General features: G+C 67.8%; 12 protein-coding genes. 6 read left to right on the top strand and 6 right to left on the bottom strand.

Annotated elements, in window-relative coordinates:
- The first annotated feature begins 6 nt into the window (after positions 1–6).
- Positions 7–972 (top strand): EamA family transporter, encoded by a 966-nt coding sequence (locus tag AC1M2K_RS05975; RefSeq protein WP_480240235.1) that lies wholly within the window; start codon positions 7–9, stop codon positions 970–972.
- Here AC1M2K_RS05975 and AC1M2K_RS05970 read toward each other — a convergent pair.
- The 6 genes from AC1M2K_RS05970 to aztB all read right to left on the bottom strand — a co-directional run bounded on the left by AC1M2K_RS05970 (position 936) and on the right by aztB (position 7,477).
- Positions 936–2,201, bottom strand: a complete 1,266-nt coding sequence (locus AC1M2K_RS05970) for an alpha-L-fucosidase (protein WP_480240234.1) — start codon at positions 2,199–2,201, stop codon at positions 936–938. The two genes, AC1M2K_RS05975 and AC1M2K_RS05970, sit on opposite strands and share 37 nt — an antisense overlap.
- Positions 2,202–2,223: 22 nt before the next feature.
- A complete protein-coding gene (locus tag AC1M2K_RS05965) occupies positions 2,224–3,153 on the bottom strand; it encodes an aldo/keto reductase (RefSeq protein WP_480240233.1) in 930 nt (309 codons plus the stop codon).
- A 68-nt stretch (positions 3,154–3,221) separates the two neighbouring features.
- A complete protein-coding gene (aztD, locus tag AC1M2K_RS05960; RefSeq protein WP_480240232.1) occupies positions 3,222–4,454 on the bottom strand; it encodes a zinc metallochaperone AztD in 1,233 nt (410 codons plus the stop codon).
- On the bottom strand, positions 4,451–5,377 hold the full coding sequence (gene aztC, locus AC1M2K_RS05955) for a zinc ABC transporter substrate-binding protein AztC (protein WP_480240231.1): 927 nt from the start codon (positions 5,375–5,377) through the stop codon (positions 4,451–4,453). The genes aztD and aztC overlap by 4 nt, the downstream gene beginning before the upstream one ends.
- 5 nt (positions 5,378–5,382) lie before the next feature.
- A complete protein-coding gene (locus tag AC1M2K_RS05950; RefSeq protein ID WP_480240230.1) occupies positions 5,383–6,612 on the bottom strand; it encodes an ABC transporter in 1,230 nt (409 codons plus the stop codon).
- Positions 6,599–7,477 (bottom strand): zinc ABC transporter permease AztB, encoded by an 879-nt coding sequence (gene aztB / locus AC1M2K_RS05945; RefSeq protein WP_480240229.1) that lies wholly within the window; start codon positions 7,475–7,477, stop codon positions 6,599–6,601. The genes AC1M2K_RS05950 and aztB overlap by 14 nt, the downstream gene beginning before the upstream one ends.
- 53 nt (positions 7,478–7,530) lie before the next feature.
- On the opposite strand from aztB, the gene AC1M2K_RS05940 reads away from it, so the two are divergent.
- The 5 genes from AC1M2K_RS05940 to pcaDC all read left to right on the top strand — a co-directional run bounded on the left by AC1M2K_RS05940 (position 7,531) and on the right by pcaDC (position 12,037).
- On the top strand, positions 7,531–8,196 hold the full coding sequence (locus AC1M2K_RS05940; RefSeq protein WP_480240228.1) for an ATP-binding cassette domain-containing protein: 666 nt from the start codon (positions 7,531–7,533) through the stop codon (positions 8,194–8,196).
- Between the two features lie 117 nt (positions 8,197–8,313).
- Positions 8,314–9,099: a protocatechuate 3,4-dioxygenase subunit beta gene (gene pcaH / locus AC1M2K_RS05935; protein WP_480240227.1), complete on the top strand. Its 786-nt coding sequence runs from the start codon at positions 8,314–8,316 to the stop codon at positions 9,097–9,099.
- On the top strand, positions 9,092–9,667 hold the full coding sequence (pcaG, locus tag AC1M2K_RS05930) for a protocatechuate 3,4-dioxygenase subunit alpha (RefSeq protein ID WP_480240226.1): 576 nt from the start codon (positions 9,092–9,094) through the stop codon (positions 9,665–9,667). Before pcaH ends, pcaG begins: the two co-directional genes overlap by 8 nt.
- Positions 9,660–10,859 (top strand): lyase family protein, encoded by a 1,200-nt coding sequence (locus AC1M2K_RS05925; protein ID WP_480240225.1) that lies wholly within the window; start codon positions 9,660–9,662, stop codon positions 10,857–10,859. Before pcaG ends, AC1M2K_RS05925 begins: the two co-directional genes overlap by 8 nt.
- Positions 10,856–12,037, top strand: a complete 1,182-nt coding sequence (gene pcaDC, locus AC1M2K_RS05920) for a bifunctional 3-oxoadipate enol-lactonase/4-carboxymuconolactone decarboxylase PcaDC (protein ID WP_480240224.1) — start codon at positions 10,856–10,858, stop codon at positions 12,035–12,037. The genes AC1M2K_RS05925 and pcaDC overlap by 4 nt, the downstream gene beginning before the upstream one ends.
- Positions 12,038–12,040: the final 3 nt, after the last annotated feature.

Raw genomic sequence — 12,040 nt, 5'->3', positions numbered from 1 at the left:
GGCATCGTGAACGACCAACCGACGACAACTCGCACGGACACCGCGCCTCCCACGACCGGTCATCCGGCGACGCCGAACGCGGCAGCGGCTCCGACTCGAGTAAGTCTCTCGGGCATCCTCATGATGCTGTCCGGCGCGACGAGCAACCAGTTCGGCGCGGCGGTCGGCGCCACCGCTTTCGACGCGATCGGGCCGGTCGGAGTGGTCGCCGTCCGCCAGATCGTCGGAGCAGCCGTGCTCATGCCGGTGGTGCGCCCGCCCCTGCACCGATTCACGCGAGCGCAGTGGTGGCCGATCCTGCTTCTCGGCCTCGTCTTCGTGACCATGAACCTGACGCTCTACTCGGCGGTGGATCGCATCGGGCTCGGCCTCGCCGTGACCCTCGAATTCCTGGGGCCGCTCGGGGTCGCGCTCGCATCGTCCAGGAGGCTGCGCGACCTCGTCTGTGCGGTCATCGCGTTCGCGGGCGTCTGGATCCTCGTGCTGCCCGGGCCGTCGAGCGACCTGATCGGCGTCGGCTTCGGCCTCATCGCCGCCTGCTGCTGGGCGTCGTACATCCTGCTCAACCGGGTGATCGGGCGACGCACCACCGGGTTGCACGGTGCAGCTGCGGCGACACTGGTCGCCGCAGTGATGTCGGCGCCGGTGATCGTCGTGTTCGCCGTGCAGGGGCGGTTCGACGTGAGGTCGGTCCTTGCCGCCGTCGCTGCCGGAGTGTTCTGCTCCGCCGTCCCGTACGCACTCGACCTGCTCGCGCTGCGTCGGGTGCCGACATCGGTCTTCGGCGTGTTCATGAGCATCAATCCGGTGATCGCGGCGCTCGCCGGGCTCGTCGTGCTGCACCAGGTCCCCGTTGCCCACGAATTGCTCGGCATCGCGATCATCGTTGCGGTGAACGCGGCGGTGACGGGGATGCGGCGCGGTCGGGCGGCTGGTCAGGCGTCGTCAGGTGTGTCGGTGGGCGCTTCGTAACCCGCCGGGATCTGGGGTTCCATGGAACTGTCTCCGCCGGTGCGTACAGTGACCGAGCGCAGTCGTCCGCCCTCGCCCGTCAGGTCGATTGCCAGCCTGTTCGCGACGACGGAGGGGATCGGGTGGATCCGCCGGATGCCGATGCTCCCGCCGCCGGCGACCACGGAACCGTCGATGCTGACGGAATGGCCCGACACGCGCTGGCCGTCGCTGAGGTCTTCCTCGAGCTCGACATGCTCGATCGTGAGTGGCCCGTCCCAGTGCACCGTGACCCTGTCGCCGTCCTGTGACAGCCGCGTCGGTACCGGTCGTCCCAGCCGGCGATCCAGCTCCGAGCGGAACTCGGCCAGCCGAGCGGCATCCGTTCCGGAGATCCGCCCAGAACGATCCGGCGGAACGTTGAGGAGCAGGTTCGCCCCCAGCCCGATCGACCGGTAGTAGATCGCGAGCAGGTGCTCGACCGACTTGGGTTCGTCGTCAGGGCTCCAGAACCACTTGCGCCGGAGGGAGACATCGCACTCCGGTGGAAGGTAGGCCTCCGTCACGAGGGACGTCGCGCTCTCCACGTACTGGCTGTCAGGAGTGGAGTCGATGACGTACCGCACCGGGTCGCCGGCCAGGCCGTCCTCGTTGCCGACCCACCGGATGGTCGGCTCGCCCATGTTGAAGATCATCGCGTCGGGCTGGTGCGAGCGGACGACCTCCATGTACCTGGCCCAGTCGTAGCGGTGCCCTCCGGAGCCTGCCCCGTCGAACCAGACCTCGACGAGCGGGCCGTACCGTGTGCACAACTCCGTCAGCTGGGCGATATAGACGTCGTCGTACGCCGCCGGGTCGCTGTAACTCGGGGCGTTGCGATCCCAGGGCGAGAGGTAGAGCCCGAGCCTGAGGCCTTCGTCCCTGCAGGCGTCGGCCAGTTCGGCCACGACGTCTCCCTTCCCTGATCTCCAGGGTGAGGACGCGACCGAATACGACGTGGTCGCGGTGGGCCAGAGACAGAAACCGTCGTGATGTTTGGCGGTGAGAACGACGTATTCGGCCCCGAGATCCACCGCCGTGCGCGCCCACTGCCTCGCGTCGAGGTCGCTGGGATCGAAGGAGCCGGCGGGCAGGGTGCCGTCGCTCCACTCGCGATCGGCGAAGGTGTTGAGCCCGAAATGGACGAACATCCCCATGCCCATCCTCTGCCAGGCGAGTTGCGCGTCTGTGGGCGAGGGGGTGAGCGTCATGTCGTCGGCGTTCCGCTCTGGCCTACGGCAGGATGTGGCCGGCTGCGGTGTACAGGCGGTACCACTCCTCGCGGGTGAGCGGGAGGTCTGAGCCCAGGGCGGACTCCTGCACCCTGGCGATCGTCGTGGTGCCGAGGACGACCTGGATGTTCGCGGGATGACGGGTGATCCAGGCGACCGCGATCGCGGAGGTCGGCACGTCGTATGCGGAGGCGAGCTCGTCGATCACGTCGTTCAGTTCGGCGAATTTCTCGCGGTCACCGAGGAACACCCCGTCGAAGAAGCCCTTCTGGAAGGGGGACCAGGCCTGGAGGGTGATGTCGTTGAGTCGGCTGTAATCGAGGATCCCGAGGTCGCGGCTGATCGACTGGTCGAGGCCGACCATGTTCGCGGCTGTGCCCTGGGCGACGATCGGTGCGTGCGTGATGCTCAGCTGAACCTGGTTGATCGCGAGGGGCTGGTTGACGAACTTCTTGAGGAGCTCGGTCTGGCCAGGAGTGTGGTTTGAAACCCCGAAGTGACGCACCTTGCCAGCGGCGTGGAGTTCGTCGAAGGCGGCGGCGACTTCTTCCGGTTCGACGAGCGTGTCAGGGCGGTGAAGCAGGAGGGCGTCGAGGTAGTCGAGCTTGAGTGCGGCGAGGGACTCGTCGACGGTCGTGAGGATGTGCTCACGCGAGAAGTCGAAGTAGCCGTCCCGGATGCCGACCTTGGACTGCACGACCACCGACTCCCGCTCCGCAGGGGAGAAGGTCACGGCGTCGCCGAACCGACGCTCGCATTCGTGCCGTGCGCCGCCGTAGATGTCGGCGTGGTCGAAGTAGTTGATCCCGGCATCCCTGGCAGCCGAGATGAGATCCCGGATTTCGGCATCGGAGAGTTCGGAGATGCGCATCAGGCCGAGGATGACGTTGGAGGTTTCGAGATCTGTCTGAGGAATCAAAGAAGTCTTCATCCGAGAAGTATTGCAGGGCGCATCCGCCGTGTGGTGGCCGGCTCAGCGTGCCGGCCACCACGCGTCGGTCAGCCGACCGCCACCGCGATCTCATTCGGGGTCCCGGCCAGTTCGGCAGAGGCCACGACCTCTCCGGTCTCGAGGTCGACCGCATGGATCGAGTTCGATGCCGGTTCGGTGACATACGCGATGCTCCCGTTCACGACGATGGCGGGGTGCGGGTCCTGCCATTCGACGGGGCTCTCCCACGGGTCGATGACGGGGAAGGAACCGGTGATCTCTCCGGTGTTCTCGTCGAGCACGTGGAGGTTGCCGTCGCTGCCGAGCAGGTAGATGTCATCGCCGGGTCCGCGTGCGACATCCCGCCAGGTGTAGCTGATTCCATCGGGAAGGTCCACGACCTCCATCGACTTCGACTCGGTGTCGATGAGTGCGAGTTCGGTGAGTAGGTACCCTTCGGCATCCGGGTTGGAGTTGTAGTCTCCGACCGCGATGGTGCTCGAGTCGCTGACGTAGGCGTTGCCCATCCGGCCGTATTCGTCGGGGGCAGGAATCTTCGTGATCGTCCCGTCGTCGTAGGCGAGCACGCCGTCGCTGCAGCCGAAGACCGCGACTTCATTCGCTGCCGTGCCTTCACCGTGAACGGACGGGCATTCGTCGCTGACGGCGACCTCGTTCCGGTCGGCGTCGAGGACCCGGATTCCTGATCGGGTTTCCGGGTTGCCCACCGTTGTCAGCAGCGTGCCGTCCTCCAGTTCGATCGAGACTCCGTGGTGCGCTTCCGGAGCAGGAACGACCTCGGTCTCGGGCAGCTCGCCGTCTGAGGTGAGCAGGTCGTCGGTCTCGAAGATGGTCGTGTCACCGGTGCCGTCGGCGTAGAGCACCGTCTTGCCTCCGTGCTTCACGACGTGCCCGGCAGCATCCGCTTCGAAGACCAGGTCGGTCAGTTCGGGATCGGCGACGTAACTGGTCCCGTCGGAGGTCCACGTGCCTGCGTCGAGCACCTGGAATCCGGCGGGGACAGTGACGAGCACGTGGCGACCGTCGCCGGCAGAGTTGACCCGGGTGAAACCGTCGATGGGCACGTCGGCCGTTTGCTCGAGGGTTGCCCCGTCGAGCACGAGGATGCCGCCGTCATAGGTCACGGTGACGCGGGGGGTCTGCGCGTCGACCTTCGTTCCGTCGACGGAATCGGCTTTCATTGCGCTGCCTGAGGTCGGCGAGGCGCAGGCCGTGGCGAGCAGCGCCGTGCCGAGCACGGCCACGGCGGCCCTGGACAGGCGGGAGTGTCGTTGAATCATGGCTTCTTTCGGTTGTGGGTCTCGGTCAGGAGAGCCCGGTCGGTATTGACGCGCATCATGGTCAGGTAGCTGTCGGCGCCGACGCCAGGCGCCGTGAGTGATTCGGTGTAGAGCTCGACGACCGAGACGTCGATGCCCGCCTCGTCCGCGAGCACTTGAGCGAGGCGATCGGGTTGCGAAGACTCCGCGAAGATCGTGGGAACGCCGGCTTTCTCGACCGCGCCGACGAGGTCCCGGAGATCTGAAGCGCTTGGCGCCGCGAGGGTCGTGCCGCCGGGGATGATGGCGCCGATCACCCGGAACCCGAATCGTTCGGCGAGGTAGCCGAAGACGTGGTGGTTGGTGACGAGGGCCCGGCGCTGCTCGGGAATGCCGGCGAAGGCATCCGTCATCTCGACCTCGAGGTGGCCGAGCTCATCGAGGTAGCTCGCGGCGTTTCCGGCGATCACGGCCGCATCGACATCGTCGATTCCCGACAGGGCGGCTTCGAGGCCGGTGACGACATCGATCATCCGTGCCGGATCGGTCCAGAAGTGCGGGTCAGGCGCGCCGGTGGCGTCCCCATCGGCGTAGTCGAGGACGTCGATTCTCTCGCCGGCAACGAACTCGGGTACGTCGTCTGCCGCTGCACTGTCGAGGTGCTGCTGAAGCCCCTCTTCGAGTCCGAGCCCGTTCGACACGATCAGGTCGGCGTCGTGAAGCCTCGATGCTTCCCGCGCCGAGATCTCGAACGAATGAGGATCGGCGTCCGGCTTCATGAGCGTCAGAACCTCTGCCTCGTCGCCAGCGACCTGCGACACGACATCGCCGAGGATGTTGGTGGTCACGACGATCAGCGGTCGGTCGGGCGATGTCTCGACGCAGCCCGTCACGGTGAGGACCATCGCGGGGGCACAAACGAGGGCCAGGAGGCGGGTTCGCATCCTCATCACCGTCCGGTCCCTGCGACGAACCGCGGCACGCTTTCGGTGGGGAAGCTCCTCGCGATGCGTGCCGAGTCGGCGAAGTCGATCTCGTGGAGCAGTCGCTCGCCAGGGGCGTTGACCCAGGCGCGCTGCTGGTCGACGACGAGCGCGACACCACTGAGCAGTGCCGCGTCCCCGATGGTGACCGGCAGGAGGGGGTTCGTGGTCGCCAGAGTGGTGCCGTCGGCTGAGAGGACGGTGATGCGACCGTCGACGGTGAGGGCGACGACATGCCCGACCTCGTCATCGACGGCGGTGACCTGGAGCAGGGAGACGTCGGTCGGCAGGAACGTCATCGTGCGCTCACGGGTGTCGAGCAGCCAGATGCCGCGGTCGCCGGCGAGCCCCGCAACGGTCGGGCGGCCTTCGCGGGCGGCAAAGGAATGCGCCGGCGGCGCGGCGGCATCCGGGTACGGGATCCGTTCGAATTGGATGCCGTCGTCCGCTGCGATGGCGAGCAGGGCGCCGTCGGTGCAGGGGTAGGCGACACCGACCGGTGTGGTGACCGGCGTGCCGGCATCCGCGCACGCGGCGGACGCATCTTCGAGTGCGTCACCCGCGGCGTCCAGGGCGAGGACCTTCGACGAGGTACCGGACCCCGTCACCAGGAGGGCATGCGAACCGAACTGCACCAGTGACCCGGGACCGGGCGTTCCGTCGATCCGGAACCGCTCGACGACGTCGCCTTCGCTGAGCGCGGCGTTGTCGAGAAGAACACTCTTGCCCGATTCCGCGAAGAAGACGCCCGTCGCCGAAGCCCCGGGGCTGATCGTCGCCGGTCCCGTTCCCTCGATGGCGCCGACGATCCGCGGTTTACCCCGGTAGTAGTGGAAGTGGTCTTCGTGATCACGCGTCCACATGCCGCTGTCGATGATCGTCACCGTGCCGCTGTCTGCATCGGTCGCGAAGACGAACCGGCCATCGGTGACGATGTCCGAGATCCCGTCGACGCCGCCGATCGACGTCCAGCTCTCATCGACGAGGTCCATCTGGGCGACCGAACCGTCTGCGCCGAGAGTGAGGAGGTGGAGCGGAGGTTCGGCAACCTCCTCGGCGCCCGCGACGAAACCGTGGCCGTCGCCGATCGAACTCGATGGGCTCGGCGTCGGTGCGACACCGGGAACTGCGCAGGCGGTGAGGACAGCGACGCTCACCAGAAGCATCGATGAGACGAGGACGTTACGAGGAGACACTGGTCGCTTTCGGGGCAGGGGCGGATGGAGTTGAGATGGGGGCGTCGCGCAGCGCAATGACCGCGGATCGCACGCCGGCGGAGAGGATCGCGGAGCCGATCGCAGCCGCGGCGATCGATGCTCCCGCCGCGGTGCCGGTGTGCCAGGAAAGAAGGAGGCCGGCAGTGACGGCGACCGGCCCGAGGACCGCGCCGAGCAGCATCATGGGCACGATCCGGCGGGTCCATCGGCCGGCCGCGACGGCAGGAGCGAGCAGCAGGCCGACGACGAGGAGGGATCCGACGGCCTGGTACGACGCGACGACGGCGACCGTGACGAGCCCGATCAGCATCACCTGGGCGAGGGCGGGACGTAGGCCCAGCACGCGAGCGACACGCTCGTCGAATGCGAGGGCGACAAACGCGCGATGGAAAACCGTTGCAACGACGAGGGTGGTGACGAGAGCAGCGGCGAGCGTGGCGACATCTGCCCACGAAATTGCGAGCACGTCTCCGAACAGCACAGCCGTGGCATCGGTCGCGAAACTGCCGGAGTGCGAGATGACGATCACTCCGAGGGCGAGCATCCCGACGAACAGGAGTCCGATGCTCGTGTCATGCGACAGGCGGCCGCGGCGCCGGAGGAGGCCGACTCCCGCGCTCATCGCGAGGGCGCTGAGTGCCGCGCCGGCCAGGATCGGCGCTCCGATCAGGGTGGCGACGGCGACGCCTGGGAGCATGCCGTGGGCCATGGCCTCCCCAAGGAATGCCATTCCGCGAAGAACCACCCAGACCCCGACGACGGCGCAGATCACCGCAACGAGGGAGCCGCCGAGCAGCGCCCGCTGCATAAATTCGGTGCTGAAGGGATCGGTGAGCCAGGACATGGCTCGAACCCTAGCGTTAAATGATAACGATTATCAATTGCTATTGTGGCGCTGTGTCTTCCTCACGAAACCTCGCATCCATCACCCGCGGACGGGTCGCCCAGGGCGGTCGGACGATCCTCCGAGAGGTCGGTCTAGAACTCGCGGCCGGGTCGCTCACGGTGGTGACAGGGAGTAACGGGAGCGGGAAGTCGACTCTCCTCGCAGCGCTCGCCGGGCTTCTGTCACTCGAGGAGGGCGAGCTGCGCCTCGGCCGGGACGTCCGGCGTGCCTACGTGCCGCAGCGCAGCGAAGCGAGCGACGCGCTGCCGCTCACCGTGGCGGATGTCGTCGGGATGGGGCGCTGGTTCCGTCGACCGCTTCGGGACCGGGTCAGGAACAGACACGAGGATCGATCCGTCACCGCGACATCCATCGCTGCCGTCGGTCTGGCCGGACTCGAACGGCGATCCCTTGCTGAGCTGTCCGGCGGGCAGCGCCAGCGAGCGTTTCTCGCGCAGGGTCTCGCGCAGCGCGCAGATCTCCTCCTTCTCGACGAGCCGGAATCGGGCCTCGACGTCGACGGAGTGAGATTGCTGTTCGAGTGCATCGCCGCGGAGCGGGCGCGCGGCGTCGCCGTGGTCCTCGTCACCCACGATCGTCGTTCGCCGGATGCCACGCAGCGAGTGCACCTCCACGGCGGGCGAATCGAGATCGGGAACCTCGTCGCCTTCCACTGAGTGGAACAGCGGATGTTCCGCGCGCCCCGATATCGCATGCTGGGATCACCTTCCCATCGATGTAGAGGCGGATCCGGCCGAGCAATACTCCGGCCTCCCGATCTGAGAGAATGCCCGATGAACTCGACTCACGTGACCCAGCAGGTGATCTCAGACGAGATCGCTGCCCTCCACGCCGAGCACCGCGCCACTGCGGAAGCTTCCGGCCGGCCCCTCGCAACACACCCGCCGCGGGACTTCGCGCCCTACCGCAGCACGACCCTGCGGCATCCCACCCATGAACTCGTGCGTGCCGACCCGGAGGAGATCGAACTGGTCTCCCCGGCGTTCGGCCACACCGATGTCGCCGCCGAGGAGAGCGACCTCACGATCCAGCACACCGGCGAACCACTCGGAGAGCGCATCATCGTGACCGGCAGGGTGCTCGACGGCGACGGCCGCCCCGTCCGCAACCAGCTGGTCGAGATCTGGCAGGCGAACGCCTCCGGCCGGTACGTGCACAAGCGCGACCAGCATCCCGCCCCCCTCGATCCCAACTTCACCGGGGTCGGACGCCTGATCACCGGGAACGACGGGGAGTATCGGCTCACGACCATCAAGCCGGGCGCCTACCCGTGGAAGAACCATCGAAACGCGTGGCGCCCAGCGCACATCCACTTCTCCTTCTTCGGCTCGGCCTTCACCCAGCGGCTCATCACCCAGATGTACTTCCCTGGTGACCCGCTGTTCGGCCTCGATCCGATCTACCAGTCGATCGTCGACCCCGCTGCCAGGGACCGCCTCGTCGCAGCGTACGACCACGACGTCAGCGAGCCCGAGTGGGCTCTCGGCTACCGGTGGGACGTCGTGCTCACCGGTCCGAAGTCCACGTGGATGGAACCGGAGGATGCCGACCATGCCTGACACCCCTCTCGGCCAGACGCCGTCGCAGACCGTCGGCCCGTTCTTCGGCTACGCGCTGCCATACGTCGGTGGCCCGGACGTCGCCCCCGGGTGGCATCCGGACGCGATCCGCCTCCACGGCACGGTCTACGACGGCGCAGGCGATCCGATCCCCGACGCCATCGTCGAGATCTGGCACGCGGATGCCTCCGGTCGCGTGATCACGGAGCGGGGCAGTCTCGACCGCGACGGCCACACGGTCACGGGCTTCGGTCGTGCCGCTGTCGATCGGGCCGGCCACTACGACTTCTCCACGATCAAGCCAGGCCCGACACGGCCGGAAGCCGCGCCGTATGTTCTCGTCACGATCTTTGCGCGCGGTCTGACGCATCACCTGTTCACCCGCGCCTACTTCGGAGACGAAGCCGAGCGCAACGGCCGTGACCCGTTTCTCGCCACGGTGGATCCGGTCCGTCGCGACACTCTTCTCGCTGCGCCGGACGCCGAGAAGAGCTACCGTTTCGATATACGACTGCAGGGAGACAGCGAAACCGTCTTCCTCGATTTCGATGCGGAGATCCATGGCTGAGCGCTCGAGTGCCGACGCGACCGACTGGGGGCTGCTCGAGACGCTCGCTGGGTCTGCTGCGGTCACCTCGGATGACGCCGTGCTCGGGGCGCTCGTCGACGTCGAGCGCGGCCTCGTGCGTGCGTGGGGCCAGGTGCTGGGCGAGGATCTCGATGACGTGGCCGATGCTCTGCGGCCAGAGGACCTCGACCGCGGCCACCTGATCGCGGGAGCACGGGCGGGCGGTGTGCCCGTCATCCCGCTCGTCGCTCAACTCCGCGTGCAGGCAGAGGCCGTCGTCCCGGGCTCAGGAGGACGCGTCCACGCGGGAGCGACCAGCCAGGACATCCTCGACACCGCGCTCGTGCTCGTCGCACGTCGCGCCCTGGGCGACGCCCGCGAACGCCTCGTCGCAGCAGGGCACAGCCTTGCCGAGCTCGCAATCGCCGAGAAGGAGACGCTGTCGATCGCGCGAACGCTCGGCCAGCATGCAGCGCAGAGCACCGTGGGTGTCGCTGTGGCCGGCTGGCTCGATGGGGTGACGGCGGCGATCGACGCGATCGACACCGCCGCGTATCCCGTCCAGCTCGGCGGAGCCGTCGGCACGGGGGAAGACTTCGACCGAACAGCGGGTTCGGCGAATACCACCGATACGCTGCGGGCGGCGCTCGCCGATGCCCTCGACCTCGACGACCCGGGGCGTTCGTGGCACAGCGAACGCAGTCCGATCCTGCGCATCGCATCGTCCTCAGCCCTCGTCGTCACCGCTCTCGGTCGCATCGGCAAGGACGTCGCCTTCCTCGCGCGGACCGAGATCGCGGAGGTGTCTCTCGGCACGACGGGGGGCTCGTCGGCGATGCCGCACAAACGCAACCCGGTCGACGCCGTGCTCCTCAGCGCGAACGGGCTTCGTGCGGCCGGCCTGATCGGCACGGTCCACACCGCCGCGGTTTCCCAGGACGCCCGACCGGCCGGGGAGTGGCACGCCGAGTGGTCCGCGTTCCGTGGTCTCCTCCGCCTCGCCGTCGAGAGCGCGGATGCCGCGGCATCGATGCTCTCAGCCCTCGGGGTCGATCGATCGGCGGTCGAACTCAACCGCCTGCTCAGCCCGGACCTCGAACGGGATCCTGCGGAGACATTCGCCGCCTCCGAACGCATCGCCGGGTCCGCACACCGCCGGTTCCTGGCAGCAGTACAGAAGGAGTCGCGATGACCGTTCCCCGCCTGCTCGGCTCGATCACTCCCGCCGCGGCGGACTCGAGATCGAGCGAGCTGCTCGTGCTCCTGCCGTCCCTGGGCACGACGACGGCCGTCTGGGACGGTGTCGTGACCGAGCTCTCCGGTCAGCTTCCAGAGGTGCGCATCCTGCGCGTCGACCTGCCCGGACACGGCGCCAGCCCAGCAGCCCGCGAACCATTCAGCATCGGCGACCTCGCTCAGGCGACACTGAGACTCGTCGACGAGGTCGGCGGCGGGCGGTTTCACGTTGCCGGCATCTCGCTCGGCGGAACGGTGGCGATCGACCTCGCCTCGGAGCATCCGGAACGACTGCTGAGTTTCGCGGCCTTCTGCAGCGGGGCGCGCATCGGCGACGAGCGGGGCTGGGCCGAACGCGGAAGCCAGGTGCGCAGCTCGGGAACGGCATCACTCGTCGGTGGCAGCGCCGCACGGTGGTACGCGCCCGGGCACCTCGAAGCCGACCCGACCGGTCCGGCGGCGAAGGGACTCAGCACCCTGCTCGACGTCGATGACGAATCGTATGCCCTGTGCACGGATGCGCTCGGGCAGTTCGACCGGACGTCGTCCCTCGCGGGAATCCAGGTTCCCGCGCTTCTCGTCAGCGGCGAACACGACGCGGTCACGACGACCACGTCGATGAAGGCCATGGCCGACGCCCTGCCCGTTGCGCGGTTCGCGGAGATCCGCGGTACAGCGCACCTCGCCCCGCTCGAGAAGCCCGCGGAAGCTGCTGCGCTTCTCGTCGAGGCGATTCGCGGCTCTTCTGATTCACCGACGCGTCACGACGCAGGCATGGCGGTTCGGCGTGCCGTTCTCGGCGATGCCCACGTGGATGCGGCGACAGCGGCGGTCACCCCGGAGACCGCCGCGTTCCAGGATTTCATCACCCGCTACGCCTGGGGGGAGGTCTGGGCGCGACCGGAACTCTCCCGGCGGGAACGGAGCATCGCGACCCTGGCCTCACTCGTCACCGGTGGGCACGAGGCCGAGATCCGGATGCATGTGCGTGCGGCGCTGCGCAACGGCCTCGCTCGGGACGAGATCGCCGAAGTGATCCTGCACACGGCACTCTACGCCGGGCTCCCGGCCGCGAATGCGGCGCTCGCGATCATGCGCGACGTGTTCGCGCAGGTCGACCAGGCGCGACCGTAGCGG

It is taken from the genome of Mycetocola sp. Y171 (assembly GCF_056713165.1).
Note: the sequence above shows the minus strand (reverse complement) of the source record. Positions and strands in the feature narration are given on the sequence as shown.

What these genes read in the sequence shown, in the direction of transcription:
- AC1M2K_RS05925 (WP_480240225.1), top strand. Translation starts at nt 9,660, where the DNA reads ATGGCTGAGCGCTCGAGTGCCGACGCGACCGACTGGGGGCTGCTCGAG.
- aztC (WP_480240231.1), bottom strand. Translation starts at nt 5,377, where the DNA reads ATGCGAACCCGCCTCCTGGCCCTCGTTTGTGCCCCCGCGATGGTCCTC.
- aztB (WP_480240229.1), bottom strand. Translation starts at nt 7,477, where the DNA reads ATGTCCTGGCTCACCGATCCCTTCAGCACCGAATTTATGCAGCGGGCG.
- AC1M2K_RS05965 (WP_480240233.1), bottom strand. Translation starts at nt 3,153, where the DNA reads ATGAAGACTTCTTTGATTCCTCAGACAGATCTCGAAACCTCCAACGTC.
- pcaG (WP_480240226.1), top strand. Translation starts at nt 9,092, where the DNA reads ATGCCTGACACCCCTCTCGGCCAGACGCCGTCGCAGACCGTCGGCCCG.
- AC1M2K_RS05970 (WP_480240234.1), bottom strand. Translation starts at nt 2,201, where the DNA reads ATGACGCTCACCCCCTCGCCCACAGACGCGCAACTCGCCTGGCAGAGG.
- aztD (WP_480240232.1), bottom strand. Translation starts at nt 4,454, where the DNA reads ATGATTCAACGACACTCCCGCCTGTCCAGGGCCGCCGTGGCCGTGCTC.
- pcaDC (WP_480240224.1), top strand. Translation starts at nt 10,856, where the DNA reads ATGACCGTTCCCCGCCTGCTCGGCTCGATCACTCCCGCCGCGGCGGAC.
- pcaH (WP_480240227.1), top strand. Translation starts at nt 8,314, where the DNA reads ATGAACTCGACTCACGTGACCCAGCAGGTGATCTCAGACGAGATCGCT.